The organism is Mesorhizobium sp. YR577, assembly GCF_900116595.1.
Classification (GTDB): domain Bacteria; phylum Pseudomonadota; class Alphaproteobacteria; order Rhizobiales; family Rhizobiaceae; genus Mesorhizobium_M.
Genome location: NZ_FPBI01000022.1, coordinates 20,879 through 36,628 on the forward strand (window position 1 = coordinate 20,879; position 15,750 = coordinate 36,628).

Genomic DNA, 15,750 nt, shown 5'->3' on the forward strand with positions numbered 1-15,750 from the left:
CATTGTTTCATCCATCGGCACTAGTTTGGCTTACTCGATACACTCCATGCTTGCAGGTGCGAAAACTCTAAATATACAAGAAAGAAATACGATCCAGCTTCTCTTTATAAGATCATTCAATGATAGAATTTGAGCCTATCAGTGCCATCACAAAGGCAATTTTTCTCTAATATTAACTTCATACAAGTCTAGAATCATTTATATTGCGATGCAGTATTTATTATATTGCACTGCAATATAATATTGGAGGTTTCTGCTTGCCATGAAAATTTTTATGACATAGCCTTTCCTTGTTTCCGGCTTCAAGGGCGTCACCGTCATTAGGGAGCGGCGACAGTCTTTCGTAGGCCAAGTGAGGTGGGCGGTAACGGTGCCCTCTGCTTATCTGGCTTAGGTCGTGACACGCTGCCGGAAATACTTCCCCCACATGAATCGCTTGGGCAAGCCCTCGTGGGCGCGACGGTCGATTCCTGATTGTGAACCCCGGGAGGATTTCGAATGCGTGCACTCAATAAAGCTAAGTACATCTCATTAGCCGCGGCGTTTCTGACCTGCACCACGGCTTATGGAGCACTGGCCAACGACGACTTGATAAAACTGGCGGACGACGCCAAGAACTGGGCGATGCCTACGGGCGACTACGCCAATACCCGCTTCTCCAAGCTTAAAGAGATCACTGCCGAGAATGTGAAGAACCTGCAGGTCAAGTGGACGTTCTCCACCGGCGTGCTGCGCGGCCATGAAGGCGGGCCGCTTGTGATAGGCGACGTGATGTATGTGCACACGCCTTTCCCGAACATCGTTTACGCGCTCGACCTGAACAACGATGGCAAGATTCTCTGGAAGTACGAACCCAAGCAGGATCCGAACGTCATCCCGATCATGTGCTGCGACACGGTCAATCGCGGCGTAGCCTACGGTGACGGCAAGATCATCATCAACCAGGCGGACACGACGGTTACGGCGCTGGACGCCAAGACCGGCAAGGTCGCATGGTCGGTCAAGAACGGCGATGCTGCCGACGGCAGCAAGGGCGAATCCGGCACGGCCGCACCAATGGTCGTCAAGGACAAGGTCATCATCGGCATCTCCGGCGGTGAATTTGGTGTTCGCGGCTGGACTGCTGCCTACAACCTGAAGGACGGCTCGGTTGCCTGGAAGGCCTATTCGATGGGCCCGGACAAGGACACGCTGATCGATCCTGAAAAGACCACGCAGCTCGGCAAGCCAGTTGGCCCGGATTCCGGCACCAACACCTGGGAAGGCGAGCAGTGGAAGACGGGCGGCGGCGCGACCTGGGGCTGGTATGCCTATGATCCGAAGCTGAACCTCGTCTACTACGGCACCGGCAATCCTTCGACCTGGAACCCTGTGCAGCGGCCCGGCGACAATCGCTGGTCGATGACCATCATGGCCCGCGATGCGGATACTGGTGTAGCCAAGTGGCTCTATCAGATGACCCCGCATGACGAGTGGGACTACGACGGCGTCAACGAGATGATCCTTGTCGACGGCATGGACGTCAACGGCAAGAAGCATGACGTTCTGGTGCATTTCGACCGTAACGGCTTCGCCTACACGATGGATCGTGAATCCGGTGAACTTCTGGTCGCCAAGAAATACGACCCGAAGGTGAACTGGGCGACGGAAGTCATCATGGACCCCAAGAGCGACCAGTATGGCCGCCCGCAGGTCGTCGCCAAATACTCGACCCAGCAGAATGGCGAAGACACCAACTCGACGGGCATCTGCCCGGCGGCACTCGGCACGAAGGACCAGCAGCCGGCAGCCTATTCGCCGAAGACCGGTCTGTTCTATGTGCCGACCAACCATGTCTGCATGGACTATGAGCCCTACCGGGTAAGTTACACCGCTGGTCAGCCTTATGTCGGCGCCACGGTGTCGATGTATCCGGCACCTGACAGCCACGGCGGCATGGGCAACTTCATTGCCTGGGACGCCGCCAAGGGTGAAATCGTCTGGTCCAAGCCCGAGCAGTTCTCGGTCTGGTCAGGCGCTCTCGCCACCGAAGGCGACGTTGTCTTCTACGGCACGCTCGAAGGCTACATCAAGGCAGTCGATAAGGAAGGCAAGGAACTCTACAAGTTCAAGACCCCTTCCGGCATCATCGGCAACATCAACACGTTCGAGCACAAGGGCAAGCAGTACATTGCCGTTCTGTCGGGCGTTGGCGGCTGGGCCGGCATCGGTCTGGCTGGCGGATTGATGGCGCCTGAAAACGCCGCTGCATGGCACGGTGCCGTCGATCAGGGCCGCGCCCAGGGCGACGAAGCAGCAGTGGTCGGCACGGCAGGTCTTGGTGCCGTCGGTGGCTACGCCGGACTGGCTGAATACACCACGCTCGGTGGTCAGCTGACCGTCTTCGGCTTGCCGGACTGATCGTCCGGAGCTGAACGACTGAACCTTGCGCTTGCAAGGCATTGAGTAACGAGAGCCCGGAACGAACCGACAATCCGTCCCGGGCTCTCGCCTTCACTGACATAAGCACGTGCCGCGCAGAAACTTCGAAAAACGGTTCGTGCCGTGACGCGTTGAAACATGAGGTTTTGAATGTCTGTTCGCATCGTACTCTCCGCTCTCGCCCTCTCCCTTCTTGCGGTCGCCGGCACTGGTCCGGCACAAGCACAAGATAGCAAGGAGAAGGCGGCGGCAGTCTCCGACGATGACGGGAAATATGTCGATGCGGATGGAAACCCGACATACAAGATTCAGGACGACGGCACTGTCGACTGGTACACATTCAGCGGCTATCGCCGCTTCAATTCGGACTGCCACGTCTGCCACGGCCCGGACGGCGTTGGTTCGAGCTACGCTCCCGCACTGGCCGATTCGCTCAAGACGATGGACTACGGAACCTTCCTTTCCGTCGTTGCCGAGGGCCGCAAGAATGTCGGCGGCGGCAAGGAAAACGTGATGCCGGCCTTTGGCGACAACAAGAACGTCTATTGCTACATGGACGACCTCTACGTCTACCTGCGCGCCCGCGCCGTCGGCGACCTGCCACGCGGACGTCCGGCCAAGAAAGCCGACAAGCCGCAGGCCGCAAAAGACCACGAATCTTCATGCATGGGTGGATGATGGCATTGGGGCACAAATTTCCCCGTTTCCGGTGGGCCGCAGCTGCCCTGGCACTGACGGTCGCCCTGCCCGGCTCCGCCTTCGCTCAAGGTGCCGGCCTGGGTGCAGCCGGCGAACTGGTCGACCCGGACGTGTTGCGCGTTTGCGCAGACCCCTCCAACATGCCTTTCACCGACGAGAACGGCCAGGGTTTTGAAAACAAGCTCGCCGAACTCGTCGCTTCCAAGCTCGGGCGCAAGTCCGTGGCCTACACGTGGTTCCCGATGGCCACCGGCTTCGTGCGCAACACGCTTCGCGCCAATCGTTGCGACATCATCATGGGCTATGCCCAGGGCGACGAGCTGGTGCAGAACACCAACGCCTATTACCGCTCGACCTATGTGATGGTTTACAAGAAGGGTGGCGATCTCGACGGCGTCGAGACGATCGAGGATCCCAAGCTTGCCGACAAGCGGCTCGGCATCGTCGGCGGCACGCCGCCATCGGCGAACATGGCTGCCGCCAAGCTGATGAAGAAGGCCAAGAACTACCCGCTGATGGTCGACACCCGGCTGGCTCCCTCCATGGCCGAGGTCATGATCAAGGACATGCTTGCCGGCGTCATCGATGTGGCGGTGCTGTGGGGTCCGATGGCCGGCTACTACGCCAAGCAGGCTAACGCCGATCTCGCCGTCGTGCCGCTGGTCAAGGAAAAGACCGGCTCGCGCATGGTCTATCGCATCACCATGGGCGTGCGCCCGTCCGACCAGGAATGGAAGCGCACGCTGAACAACTTCATCAAGGACAATCAGGGCGAGATCAACAAGCTCCTGCTCGAATACAACGTGCCGCTGCTCGATGAGCGCGACCAACCGATTACGGAATAGAGGCTGAAATCAGCCGGCAGCAACAGGCTACCGGCGCCAAGGCGGAAATGCCGAAGACGATGAAAAGAAAGGGAACGATCTTGCTGCTCGTTGCGGGCCTTTTGAGTTCGATGCATCTGCCGGCGGCTTTCGCCGGCGATGTCGCCGAGCCGGACGGCTACCGCACGGACGAATATCGTGCCCCCACGCCTGAGACCTTGCACGGCGCGCAGGTGGTGACGACGGCCGAGGCTCAGGCCTTGTGGCGGGAAAAGAAGGCGGTCTTCTTCGACGTCATGCCCAACACGCCGAAGCCGGCAAACCTGCCCGCCGGCACGATCTGGCGCGACAAGCCTCGCAGCGATATTCCCGGCAGCGTGTGGCTTGCCAATGTCGGCTACGGCGCCTTGACGAAGGAACAGGAAGCCTATTTCCGCGACGGCCTTTCGGCGCATACCGGCAACGACAAGGCCCGCCCTATCCTGTTTTATTGCATGACCGATTGCTGGATGTCCTGGAACGCTGCCAGGCGCGCGATCGAATGGGGCCACAGCTCGGTGATCTGGTATCCAGCGGGTGCCGATGGCTGGGAAAAAGCAGGATTTCCGCTGGAGGAGAAGAAGCCGCTGGCTGGCGGATAGTTTCGGAACGGATGTTCACATAAGTTTGTTTAGCTATTTAAGCACCTGCTGTTTCATTAGTCCATTTATGGACGGACCATTGCACATAGGTGCCAAGGCAATGGTTGAGGATCGAAGGAATCGGCCTTTGGGGCCGGTACAAAGGAGAAAGACATGAAGAAGAGCTGGACGAAGCCTACAATGTGCCAGGTATCGGCAGGAATGGAAATTTCGCGGTATCTGCCTGCTGAAATCACTCCCAAGAAGTAGGCCAAGAAGGCGCGTGCCCACTGCTTGCAGGGGCACGCGCCGTTCATGACCGCTTGGGCCGTAATGGTTTGAAATTTGACCTTGCAGGCATTGCGCTTGGCAGGGGAGAATGGTGGTTGACTGGAAATTTGCAAGACGGACTTCGCCATGCGCGTGAAGATCATCGGATCGGCGGCGGGCGGCGGATTCCCGCAATGGAACTGCAACTACCGGCTCAGCCGTGCGGCACGCGCGGGCAACGCAGGCGTGAGACCAAGGACGCAATCCAGTCTCGCCGCGTCCGCCGACGGGCGGGGCTGGGTGCTTTTCAATGCGTCCCCCGATATCCGCCAGCAGATTGCGGAAACGCCGGAACTGCAGCCCCAACCTGACGACGCGTTGCGCTCCACGCCTATCCGCGCCGTGGTGCTGACGAATGCCGACGTCGACCATGTCGCAGGCCTGCTCAGCCTGCGCGAGCGTCAGCCATTCGCGATCTATGCCACCGAGCAGGTGCTGTCGGCACTGCGAGCGAATTCGATCTTCAATGTGCTCGATCCGTCCATTGTCCCGCGCCACAGGCTCATGGAAAATCAGGAGACCAGCATTCAAGACGCCGAGGGAAACGAGACCGGTGTGCGCATCGAGACTTTCGCCGTGCCGGGCAAGATCGCGCTCTATCTCGAGGACACCAGCCGGCCGAACGACAATTTCGGCTCGGACAGCGGCGATACGATCGCTGTAAGGCTTGCCGGTTCCAGGCCGGAGAACTCGGCTTTCTACATTCCCGGCTGCGCGCGGGTCGATCCGGATCTCCGCCAGCGGCTTTCAGGCGCCTCCTGCCTGCTCTTCGACGGCACGGTCTACACCGACGATGAAATGGTAACGGCAGGCGTCGGCACCAAGACAGGCGCCCGCATGGGGCACCTTGCCATGTCAGGGGAAAGCGGCTCCATCGTCCGGCTGGCGGATGTGCCGATTTCCCGGCGCATCTTCGTCCACATCAACAACACCAACCCGGTCCTCGACGAGAATTCGCACGAGCATGCGGCAGTCAGGTCCGCAGGCTGGGAAGTCGGCTATGACGGCATGGAGATAGAATTGTGAGCGATTTCCATAACGCCGCCAAGAACGGGCTAACCAGACAGCAGTTCGAAGCCGTGCTGCGCCAGGTCGGCGCCGAGCGCTACCACAACCTTCACCCGTTTCATCACCAGATGACACAAGGCGCACTGACGAAAGGCCAGATGCAGGCCTGGGCGCTCAACCGCTACTGCTATCAGTCGGTCATTCCGCGCAAGGACGCGATGATCCTGGCGCGCGCCGAAGACCCTGCCTTCCGGGCCGAATGGCGCAAGCGCATCGAAGATCACGACGGCGCAGACGGCTGGAACGGCGGTATCGCCCGCTGGCTCAAGCTGGCGACCGGCCTCGGTCTCCCAGCGGAAGATGTGATCGGCGAGCGGCTGGCGCTTCCGGCAACGCGCTTCGCGGTCGGCGCCTATCTTTCCTTCTGCACCAACCGCACGCTGCTGGAGGCCGTCGGCTCATCGCTGACGGAACTGTTTTCGCCGGTCATCATTGCCGAGCGCGTGCCGGCGATGCTGGCGAAATATGATTACGTCACCGAAGACATCCTCGCCTATTTCAAGCCGCGGCCGGATCAGGCCTCGCGCGATTCCGATTTTGCACTCGCCTATGTGCTGGCCCACGCCGACAACCCCGAGCGCCAGCAGTCGGTAATCGATGCGCTGGTCTTCAAATGCGATATACTGTGGGCAATGCTCGATGCGCTGATGCATGCCTATGGCGAGGCGGGCCACATCCCGCCGGGTGCCTTTCGGCCGGAGGAGCGCGGATGACACTGACCCGCGAACGCAGGATTGTCACGCTTCAGGCGACCCCTTCCCTGCCGCGCCATGTTCGCATCCAGTTCGATCCGGTGCGGCAGGCCTGGTCGGTTCTCTCGCCGGAGAAGGTGTTCTGGCCGAACGACATCAGCCTCGACATCCTGCGCCGCTGCGACGGCAAGGCAGATGTCGGAACCATCATCGCCAATCTGGCGGCGGAATATGATGCTGCGGAGGAAGACGTTGCCGCCGACGTCACCGCGTTCCTCCAGGAATGGTCCGACAACCTGCTGGTGAAGCTATGAGCGAACCTCTTTTGCCCCCGATCGGCATGCTCGCGGAACTGACCCATCGCTGCCCGCTGCAATGCCCTTATTGTTCCAACCCGACGGAACTGATGAAGGCCAATCGCGAACTCGATACGCAGACCTGGCTTTATCTTTTCCGCCAAGCGGCTGATCTCGGCGTTCTGCAGGTCCATCTTTCCGGCGGCGAGCCGACCCTGCGCCGAGACCTGGAGCAACTCGTCGCCGGGCTTTCCTCGCGCGGCGTCTACACCAATCTCATCACCGCCGGCGTCGGCATTGCCGAAGGCCGCATCCGCGCGCTGGCCGAGGCCGGCCTCGATCATGTGCAATTGAGTTTCCAGGGTGCACGCGCCGCGACCACCGAGCGCATCGGCAACAATCGCGGCAGCCATGAGAAGAAGCTGGAAACGGCGCGGCGCATCAAGGCGGCGGGCCTGCCGCTCACCGTCAACGCGCCGATCCACCGGCACAATATCGAGGAAGTGCCGGATTTTATCGAGCTTGCGCTGTCACTCGGCGCTGAAAGGCTGGAAATCGCCAATGTGCAATATTCGGGCTGGGCGCTGGTCAATCGCGACGCCCTGATGCCGGACCGGGCTGCCGTGGAACGGCAGGTGGAAATCGTCGAGACCGCACGCGAACGCCTGCGCGGCATCATGAACATCGATTTCGTCACGCCGGATTACTTCGCCACCTACCCCAAGCCATGCATGGGCGGCTGGGCGCGAGACGCTTTCATGGTCGCGCCCGATGGCACGGTGCTGCCTTGCCATGCCGCGCACACCATTCGCACGCTGACATTCGAACGCTTCGGCGACCGCTCGCTCGCTGAAATCTGGACCGACTCGCCGGCATTCAACGCCTTCCGCGGCACCGGCTGGATGCAGGAACCCTGCCGAAGCTGCGACCGCCGCGAGATCGACTGGGGCGGCTGCCGCTGCCAGGCCATGGCAATCGCCGGCGATCCGGCTGCCACCGACCCGGCCTGCGCGAAATCGCCGATCCATGCGCGTATGAGCATGCTGATCGAGGACGCGCTGGCCACCGCTCGCGCCGATGGCAGCAACGAGGCGACCACATTCGTCTATCGCCGCATCGCCGCCGTGCAGGAGCCGGTTTAGCGTCTCAGACTAGGAACGGATTGCTGCGCCGCTCTTCGCCAAACTTCCCGCCCGGGCCGTGGCCGCAGATGAAGCCAATATCGTCGCCCAGCGGCAGAAGTTTGTTTTTGATCGAGGAAATCAGCGCCTCGTGATCGCCGCCCGGCAGGTCGGTACGGCCGACAGAGCCGTGGAACAGCACATCGCCGACATGGGCGAATTTCGCATCGCGATTGTAGAAGACGACATGGCCGGGCGCGTGGCCGGGGCAATGCAGCACTTCGAAAACATGGTCGCCGAAGGAAACCGTTTCGCCCTCGGTGAGATAGCGGTCGGGCACGCAGTTGCGCACCTCGTCCTTCGCCAGGCCAAAGCGCTCGGCCTGGGTTTCGATATTGTCGAGCAGGAACTGGTCGGCCTCATGCGGTCCGATGACGTCGACGCCGAGCTTCTCCTTGAGCTCCATCGCCCCACCGGCATGGTCGATATGGCCATGGGTCAACCAGATCGCCGTGATGGTGATGCCGTTGTCCTTCAATGCCGCCAGTATCCGGTCGACATCGCCGCCGGGATCGACCACGACGCCCGTCTTGGTCTCGGTATCGAACAGGATCGTGCAGTTCTGCTGGAAGGCAGTGACCGGAATGATGCCCGCATTGAGCTGACCCATGATTTTCCTTTCGCTTTGTCAGGCGATACTTATGCAGGATCGTTCCCAGCGTCCACCGCATTGCCCAAACAAAACGGGCGGCCCGAAGACCGCCCGTGATCTGGAATTTGTAGCGCTCAGCGCTTGTTCATGGCGCCCATGACGGCACCGACGATTGCCGTCAGCACACCGCCGCCGACCACACCGCCAACTGCATTGCCGAGCGAACCCGACAGGGCGCCCGCAACATTGGGATCACTCAGAACATTCGTCAGAATCTGCCCGCCAGCAACGCCGCCAACGGCACCCGAGATCACTTTTACCGCTGCACTCATCGCTGCCTGCTTGAGTGCCGCACCAACTCCGAGGCCGCCTACGGCGCCGGTTACCAGCTGTATGATGATCGGAAGAAGCGCTTCCATATTACTATCCCTCCAACAGTAAAACCGACTCGCGCGAGTCGATGAGCAACATGAGACGCCGATTTAGACGAAAGTCAAATGCTAAGCCGCTGAAATGACACGGGCTGCCCGAAGGCAGCCCGCAAGAAAACGCTTCTTTGGTGGCGATCGACGTGGTCTTATTCGGCAGCAATCGCCTGCCTGGGCTGAACGGCGGCGTAGTAATCCTCCATCAGCGTCTTGGCGATTTCACCAACCTGGAAGCTGTATGGGCCAACTTCGGACACCGGCGTAACTTCCGCCGCCGTGCCGGTCAGGAAGCATTGCTCGAAACCTTCAAGCTCTTCCGGCAGGATTGCGCGCTCGATTACTTCGATCCCGCGATCCTTAGCCAACCCGATCACCGTGCGGCGGGTGATGCCGTCCAGGAAGCAATCGGCCTTGGGCGTGTGGAGCTTGCCATCCCTCACGAAGAAGATGTTGGCGCCGGTCGCCTCCGCCACCTGGCCGCGCCAGTCGAGCATCATCGCGTCAGCATAGCCCTTGGCTTCCGCCGCATGCTTGGACAGGGTGCAGATCATGTAGAGGCCGGCAGCCTTCGACTTCGATGGCGCCGTAAGCGGATCGGGACGGCGATATTCGGCCAGGTCGAGGCGGATGCCCTTCAGCTTCTGCGCCGGGTCGAAATAGCTCGGCCACTGCCAGATGGCGATGGCGCAGTTAATGCGGTTGCTTTGCGCCGCAACGCCCATCATCTCGCTGCCGCGCCAGGCGATCGGCCGCACATAGGCGTCCAGAAGACCCTGCTTCTTCAAGAGCACACGGCAGGCATCGTCGATCTCGGTGACCGAATAGGGAATCGTGAAGCCGAGAATACGCGCCGACTCATGCAGGCGCTCCGTATGCTCCGTCAGCTTGAAAATCTCGCCGCCATAGGCGCGCTCGCCCTCGAATACAGCACTTGCATAGTGCAAACCGTGCGTGAGTACGTGAATCTTGGCATCAGCCCACTTTACGAACTCACCATTCATCCAGATGAAACCATCCAGCTGATCGAAGGGAACGGATGCCATGATATCCTCCAGCGGGTCCTCGCCCGCACACGTTTCGGGGTCGAAATACACCAGCCACAATGTCGATTGATGGCTTGAAGCCTTGGCCGATATGATCGACAAGGCAAACTCACGAAGTTCCGGAAAAAACGGCTGAGGCTTGCCTTTTCGTTCGCAATTGGCCGAAAAGCTTGGCAAAAATTACCAGTGCCGCTAAAATATGTCAACAAGGCTGACATAAATTTGAGCGACCTCACAGGAGACCCATGGCAGATCGTAACGGCAAGGATGCCAAACCAATCAGAACCGCACTCTCCAACGAGGATGGCATCGATCTGGCCATCATCGAGCTGCTCTTCTTCGCCTATCGAGATTTCACTTCCGACCCGGACCAGATTTTGGCAGAATACGGCTTCGGCCGCGCGCATCATCGCATCCTGCATTTCGTGAACCGGATGCCCGGATTGACGGTTGCCGAACTGCTCGACGTCTTGAAAATCACCAAGCAGAGCCTTGCGCGCGTCCTGAAGCAATTGATCGACACCGGCCATGTCATACAGATACAGGGGCCGCGCGATCGGCGTCAGCGTGAGCTCTATCCAACCGAAAAGGGCCGCGCGCTGGCTCTGGACCTGGCCCGGCCACAGTCACGCCGCATCAGTGCGGCATTGGAGAGTGCACGAGCGACCGAGCGCGAAGGGATCGAACAATTCCTCAAAGCGATGGTCAACCCGGAATTAAGAGCGCAGATTGACAATCTGCCGGGAAATGCGCTGAGGGAGAGCCATGGAGACGAATGAGATAGCCGACCATCCGACAGCGCCGGAAGATGATGCACCGCATCTCCTTGTCGTCGATGATGACACCCGCATCCGCAACCTGCTGAAGCAGTATCTCAGCGAGAACGGCTTCCGCATCACCGTCGCCGGCAATGCCGGCGAGGCTCGGCGCAAGCTGGCCGGGCTCGATTTCGATCTGCTGATCCTCGATGTCATGATGCCCGGCGAGAACGGCGTCGACCTGACGAAGTCGCTGCGTGCAGAGAAATCCGTACCGATCCTGATGCTGACGGCGCTGTCGGAAACCGACAGCCGCATCACTGGGCTGGAAGCCGGTGCGGACGATTATCTGCCCAAGCCGTTCGATCCGCGCGAGCTCATCCTGCGCATCAACAATATTTTGCGCCGTGGCGGGCCGGCGGCCACACCAAAGGTCGAGCAGCTGGTATTCGGCCCCTACACATTCCAGATCGCCAAGCGCGAACTGAAGAAGGGCGGCGAACCGCTGAAACTCACCGACCGCGAGCAGGAGATTCTTGCGATCTTTGCCGAGCGTGCGGGCGAAACCATTCCACGCCACGAGCTTGTCGCCGGGGAATCCGATGTCGGCGAGCGCACGATCGACGTCCAGATCAACCGGCTGCGCCGCAAGATCGAGCGCGATCCGTCCAATCCGGTCTGGCTGCAGACGGTTCGCGGCATCGGCTACCGGCTGAGTGTCGAATAGGCGCCTGCAACGTTGGGCGTCTTTATCGGACGCCCGCGTTTCCGATTGGGAATCGGCCCGAACTCCCTATATTGATCGGATCGGACCGGGTTTGGTGTTGCGCTTTCGTCTTCGAAACAACGCAATGAACTCAAACGGCGGCGCACACTGGACTGCGCACCTAACCGTTTGATTTCTCTAGGCTCTTCTCGCCTGTCCGCATGTGGAATAGACTGACCCTTCCAATGGCTTTGCTAACAGCAAGCCATCGGCGGATGGAAACGGCAGATGGCGACTTCGGAACTGAACGGACCGGGAAACGAAAATCTTGTCGCGCGCGCCAGGCGCGCGGTTGCCGCCGTGCCGAAAAACTGGAAACGCTTCTGGCGGCTCGTTTCGCTATATATGCCGAAGCGGCTTTATCCGCGCTCGCTGATCATCATCATAACGCCGATGATCCTGCTGCAGTCGGTCGTCGCCTTCAACTTCATGGAACGCCACTGGCAGACGGTGACGCTGCGCCTGTCGCAGGCCGTGACCCGCGACATCGCCGCGATCATCGACATGATCGAGACCTATCCGCATGACGACGACTACGCCAACGTCATTCGCATCGCGCAGGACCGGCTCTCGCTGAAGATCGACATCCTGCCGCCCGACCCCCTGCCGCCGCCGGGGCCGAAGCCGTTCTTCTCGATTCTCGACCAGATCCTGTCGTCGGAGATCACGCGGCAGATCAACCGGCCATTCTGGATCGATACGGTGGGCAACTCCAACATCGTCGAAGTGCGCATACAGCTGGAAAACAAGGTGCTGCGCGTTTTCGTGCGCCGCAGTCAGGCTTACGCGTCGAACACCCACATCTTCCTGATCTGGATGGTCGGCACCTCGCTGGTGCTGCTGGTGATCGCCATTCCGTTCCTGCGCAACCAGATCAGGCCGATCCTGGCGCTCGCCGAAGCCGCCGAGAGTTTCGGCAAGGGCCGCCCGATGCCGCGCGATTTCCGCCCGCGCGGCGCGGAGGAAGTGCGCCGTGCCGGCTTCGCCTTCATCCAGATGCGCGAGCGCATCGAACGCCAGATCGAGCAGCGCACGGCGATGTTGACCGGCGTCAGTCACGATTTGAGAACGATCCTCACGCGCTTCAGGCTGCAATTGGCTCTGTCCGGCAAGAAACCGGACCTGGCAGCCCTCAACCAGGACATCGACGACATGCAGTCGATGCTGGAAGGTTATCTCGAATTCGCCCGCGGTGAGGCCTCGGAAGACCCCGGCCGCTTCGATCTCGACGCCTATTTCCACCAGCTTGGCGAAGAGGCCAAGCTGCGTGAGCGCAAGCTGGCCACATCGCTCGTTGGTGACCGGGATATCCATGTCCGCCCCAACGCGTTCAGCAGGCTTCTCGCCAACATCACCGGCAACGCCTTCCGCTATGCCAAGGAAGTCCGCGTCAACGCCACCCATACGCGCGGTTCGCTGACGGTCGTCGTCGACGACAACGGCCCGGGCATTCCTCCGGAAAAGCGTGAAGAGGTGTTCAAGCCCTTCGTGCGGCTAGACGAGGCCCGCAATCTGGACGCCAGCGGCACAGGCCTGGGTCTCGCCATTGCCCGCGACATCGCCCGCAGCCACGGCGGCGACATCACGCTGGATGACAGCCCGCTGGGCGGCCTGAGGGCGATCATCAAGGTACCGGCCTGACATCAGGCGCAAACTGCGATTCCCATAAGCATTTGAATCACCTGCAAACTATGGTCGGGCGTGACGACCATCACGATCTTTGCAGATACTCCCGCATTCGCTTCGAGACGGCCCGGAGGAGACAGGCACGTCGCAGCGATATTTCAGCACCGATGGGAGGATCATCCATGCTCGAAAAGGCACCGCAAAAGACACTTGCCGATTTGCTCGACCGCTTCGGCCAAGCGCTGGCCGCCGGCGACATCGACACGGCAGTCAGCCTGTTTCAGGAAGACTGCTACTGGCGCGACCTCGTTACATTCACCTGGAACATCAAGACTATGGAGGGCCCCAATCAGGTCCGCCAGATGTTGGAAGAACAGCTGGTAGCCACCAAGCCCGAGAAATGGGCGCTGGCCGAAGGCGAAGACGTTAGCGAAGCCGACGGCGTCATCGACGGCTGGATCACCTTCGAGACGAATGTCGCACGCGGTTACGGCCATATCCGCCTGAAGGACGGCCGCATCTGGACTTTGCTGACGACGATGAGCGAGTTGAAAGGCCATGAGGAGCCGCTGGGCTTTGCCCGCCCGATGGGCGCCAAGCACGGCTCCAGCAAGAACCGCAAGACCTGGAAGGAAGAACGCGAGGAGGAAGCCAGCGAACTCGGCTTCTCGCGCCAGCCCTATTGCGTCATCGTCGGCGGCGGCCAGGGCGGCATCGCGCTCGGCGCGCGGCTGCGCCAGCTTGGCGTATCGACCATCATCATCGAGCGCAACGAGCGCGCCGGCGACAGCTGGCGCAAGCGCTACAAGTCGCTCTGCCTGCACGATCCGGTCTGGTACGACCATTTGCCCTATATCGACTTCCCAAAGAACTGGCCTGTCTTCGCGCCGAAGGACAAGATCGGCGACTGGCTGGAAATGTACACCAAGGTCATGGAGCTCAATTACTGGAGCTCGACCGAGTGCAAGAGCGCTTCCTACGACGAGAAAACCAAGGAATGGACTGTCGTCGTCGAGCGCGACGGCAAGGAGATCGTGCTAAAGCCCAAGCAGCTCGTGCTGGCCACCGGCATGTCCGGCAAGGCCAACATGCCGAAGATAAAGGGCATGGATATCTTCAAGGGCGACCAGCAGCACTCCTCGAAACACCCCGGCCCGGAAAAATACGCCGGCAAGAAGGTCGTCGTCGTCGGTTCCAACAATTCGGCGCACGACATCTGTGCAGCCCTTTGGGAAGCGGGTGCTGACGTCACCATGCTGCAGCGGTCCTCGACCCACATCGTCAAGTCGGATTCGCTGATGGAGATTGGGCTTGGCTCGCTCTATTCGGAACAGGCGGTCGAAGCCGGCATGACGACGCGGAAGGCCGATCTGATCTTCGCCTCCCTGCCCTACAGGATCATGCATGAGTTCCAGATCCCGGTTTACAATGCGATCCGCGAACGCGACGCCGATTTCTACAAGCGGCTTGAGAAAGCTGGCTTCATGCTCGACTTCGGCGACGACGAATCCGGGCTGTTCATGAAATATCTCCGGCGCGGCTCCGGCTACTACATCGATGTCGGTGCCTCCGAACTCGTCGCCAACGGCTCGATCAAGCTGAAGAGCGGCGTCGACGTGAAGGAACTGACGGAAAACTCGGTGATCCTGACCGACGGCACCGAACTGCCGGCGGATCTGGTCGTCTACGCCACAGGCTACGGCTCCATGAATGGCTGGGCTGCCGACCTCATCTCCAAGGAAGTTGCCGACAAGGTCGGCAAGGTCTGGGGTCTCGGCTCAAACACCACCAAGGACCCCGGCCCCTGGGAAGGCGAACAGCGCAACATGTGGAAGCCGACGCAGCAGGAAGCGCTGTGGTTCCACGGCGGCAACCTCCACCAGTCGCGTCATTACTCGCAGTATCTGTCGCTGCAGCTCAAGGCACGGCAGGAAGGCATCGCAACGCCGGTCTACGGGCTGCAAAAGGTCCATCATTTGTCGTGATGAGGTCTTCGGACCGGCGGTTGTCGCAGCCGTCGGTTCGAATTCTACCGAACGCTAGAACAGCCGCCCGCCATCCGGCACACGCCGCTCGATGGCGCCGAGCACGACATCGCCTTCTTCATCAGGAAAGCCAAGCGTCAGGACTTCGGACATGAACTTGCCGATCTGGCGCGGCGGGAAATTGACCACGGCAAAAACCTGACGGCCGACGAGCGTGTCGATGGAATAGTATTTGGTAATCTGCGCTGACGATTTCTTGATGCCGATTTCCGGCCCGAAATCGATCTTCAGCTTGAAGGCAGGCTTGCGCGCTTCCGGATATGGTTCGACCTCGACGATCGTGCCGGCGCGGATGTCGACGCGATCGAAATCGGCGAAGGTGATCTCCGGTTTTCTTGTTGTGTCTGCGGTCATGGAAAAC

General features: G+C 60.3%; 17 protein-coding genes. 12 read left to right on the top strand and 5 right to left on the bottom strand.

The annotated features are described in order from the left end of the window. The first annotated feature begins 498 nt into the window (after positions 1 to 498). The 4 genes from BM413_RS25355 (at position 499) to BM413_RS25370 (ending at position 4,585) form a co-directional block, all read left to right on the top strand. Positions 499 to 2,400, top strand: coding sequence for a methanol/ethanol family PQQ-dependent dehydrogenase (locus tag BM413_RS25355; protein WP_091917645.1), 1,902 nt, complete (start codon positions 499 to 501; stop codon positions 2,398 to 2,400). Positions 2,401 to 2,571: 171 nt separating this feature from the next. After that, entirely contained in the window at positions 2,572 to 3,099 is a 528-nt protein-coding gene (locus tag BM413_RS25360; protein WP_091917646.1) for a c-type cytochrome, methanol metabolism-related, read from the top strand. Positions 3,100 to 3,104: 5 nt separating this feature from the next. Beyond that, positions 3,105 to 3,965: a substrate-binding domain-containing protein gene (locus BM413_RS25365; protein ID WP_244538024.1), complete on the top strand. Its 861-nt coding sequence runs from the start codon at positions 3,105 to 3,107 to the stop codon at positions 3,963 to 3,965. A 59-nt stretch (positions 3,966 to 4,024) separates the two neighbouring features. Then, positions 4,025 to 4,585: a PQQ-dependent catabolism-associated CXXCW motif protein gene (locus BM413_RS25370; protein ID WP_091917648.1), complete on the top strand. Its 561-nt coding sequence runs from the start codon at positions 4,025 to 4,027 to the stop codon at positions 4,583 to 4,585. 65 nt (positions 4,586 to 4,650) lie between these two features. On the opposite strand, the gene BM413_RS33255 is transcribed toward BM413_RS25370, so the two are convergent. Beyond that, on the bottom strand, positions 4,651 to 4,983 hold the full coding sequence (locus BM413_RS33255; protein WP_162931578.1) for a hypothetical protein: 333 nt from the start codon (positions 4,981 to 4,983) through the stop codon (positions 4,651 to 4,653). On the opposite strand from BM413_RS33255, the gene pqqB reads away from it, so the two are divergent. The 4 genes from pqqB to pqqE are packed head-to-tail and all read left to right on the top strand — an operon-like array spanning position 4,982 to position 8,092. After that, complete coding sequence (gene pqqB, locus BM413_RS25375) at positions 4,982 to 5,920, top strand: pyrroloquinoline quinone biosynthesis protein PqqB (protein ID WP_091917649.1); 939 nt, start codon at positions 4,982 to 4,984, stop codon at positions 5,918 to 5,920. The genes BM413_RS33255 and pqqB overlap by 2 nt on opposite strands. Next, positions 5,917 to 6,675, top strand: a complete 759-nt coding sequence (gene pqqC, locus BM413_RS25380) for a pyrroloquinoline-quinone synthase PqqC (RefSeq protein WP_091917650.1) — start codon at positions 5,917 to 5,919, stop codon at positions 6,673 to 6,675. The genes pqqB and pqqC overlap by 4 nt, the downstream gene beginning before the upstream one ends. Continuing rightward, positions 6,672 to 6,968 carry a pyrroloquinoline quinone biosynthesis peptide chaperone PqqD gene (gene pqqD / locus BM413_RS25385; protein WP_091917651.1) on the top strand — a complete coding sequence of 99 codons (297 nt, stop codon included), beginning with the start codon at positions 6,672 to 6,674 and terminating at the stop codon, positions 6,966 to 6,968. Before pqqC ends, pqqD begins: the two co-directional genes overlap by 4 nt. Then, positions 6,965 to 8,092, top strand: a complete 1,128-nt coding sequence (gene pqqE / locus BM413_RS25390; protein WP_091917652.1) for a pyrroloquinoline quinone biosynthesis protein PqqE — start codon at positions 6,965 to 6,967, stop codon at positions 8,090 to 8,092. Before pqqD ends, pqqE begins: the two co-directional genes overlap by 4 nt. A gap of 4 nt (positions 8,093 to 8,096) precedes the next feature. Here pqqE and BM413_RS25395 read toward each other — a convergent pair whose 3' ends face one another. The 3 genes from BM413_RS25395 to BM413_RS25405 form a co-directional block, all read right to left on the bottom strand. Then, positions 8,097 to 8,741, bottom strand: coding sequence for an MBL fold metallo-hydrolase (locus BM413_RS25395; RefSeq protein ID WP_091917653.1), 645 nt, complete (start codon positions 8,739 to 8,741; stop codon positions 8,097 to 8,099). A 116-nt stretch (positions 8,742 to 8,857) separates the two neighbouring features. Beyond that, a complete protein-coding gene (locus tag BM413_RS25400; protein ID WP_091917654.1) occupies positions 8,858 to 9,142 on the bottom strand; it encodes a hypothetical protein in 285 nt (94 codons plus the stop codon). A gap of 158 nt (positions 9,143 to 9,300) precedes the next feature. Beyond that, positions 9,301 to 10,194: a branched-chain amino acid aminotransferase gene (locus BM413_RS25405; protein ID WP_091917712.1), complete on the bottom strand. Its 894-nt coding sequence runs from the start codon at positions 10,192 to 10,194 to the stop codon at positions 9,301 to 9,303. Between the two features lie 245 nt (positions 10,195 to 10,439). Between BM413_RS25405 and BM413_RS25410 the strand changes: the two genes are divergently transcribed. From BM413_RS25410 to BM413_RS25425, 4 genes are all read left to right on the top strand, one after another. After that, on the top strand, positions 10,440 to 10,973 hold the full coding sequence (locus BM413_RS25410; RefSeq protein WP_091917655.1) for a MarR family winged helix-turn-helix transcriptional regulator: 534 nt from the start codon (positions 10,440 to 10,442) through the stop codon (positions 10,971 to 10,973). Then, positions 10,960 to 11,679, top strand: coding sequence for a response regulator (locus BM413_RS25415; RefSeq protein WP_091917656.1), 720 nt, complete (start codon positions 10,960 to 10,962; stop codon positions 11,677 to 11,679). The genes BM413_RS25410 and BM413_RS25415 overlap by 14 nt, the downstream gene beginning before the upstream one ends. 267 nt (positions 11,680 to 11,946) lie before the next feature. After that, positions 11,947 to 13,359 carry an ATP-binding protein gene (locus BM413_RS25420; protein ID WP_091917657.1) on the top strand — a complete coding sequence of 471 codons (1,413 nt, stop codon included), beginning with the start codon at positions 11,947 to 11,949 and terminating at the stop codon, positions 13,357 to 13,359. Between the two features lie 167 nt (positions 13,360 to 13,526). After that, entirely contained in the window at positions 13,527 to 15,329 is a 1,803-nt protein-coding gene (locus BM413_RS25425; protein WP_091917658.1) for an NAD(P)/FAD-dependent oxidoreductase, read from the top strand. A 54-nt stretch (positions 15,330 to 15,383) separates the two neighbouring features. On the opposite strand, the gene BM413_RS25430 is transcribed toward BM413_RS25425, so the two are convergent. Continuing rightward, positions 15,384 to 15,743, bottom strand: a complete 360-nt coding sequence (locus tag BM413_RS25430; protein WP_091917659.1) for a tRNA-binding protein — start codon at positions 15,741 to 15,743, stop codon at positions 15,384 to 15,386. Positions 15,744 to 15,750: the final 7 nt, after the last annotated feature.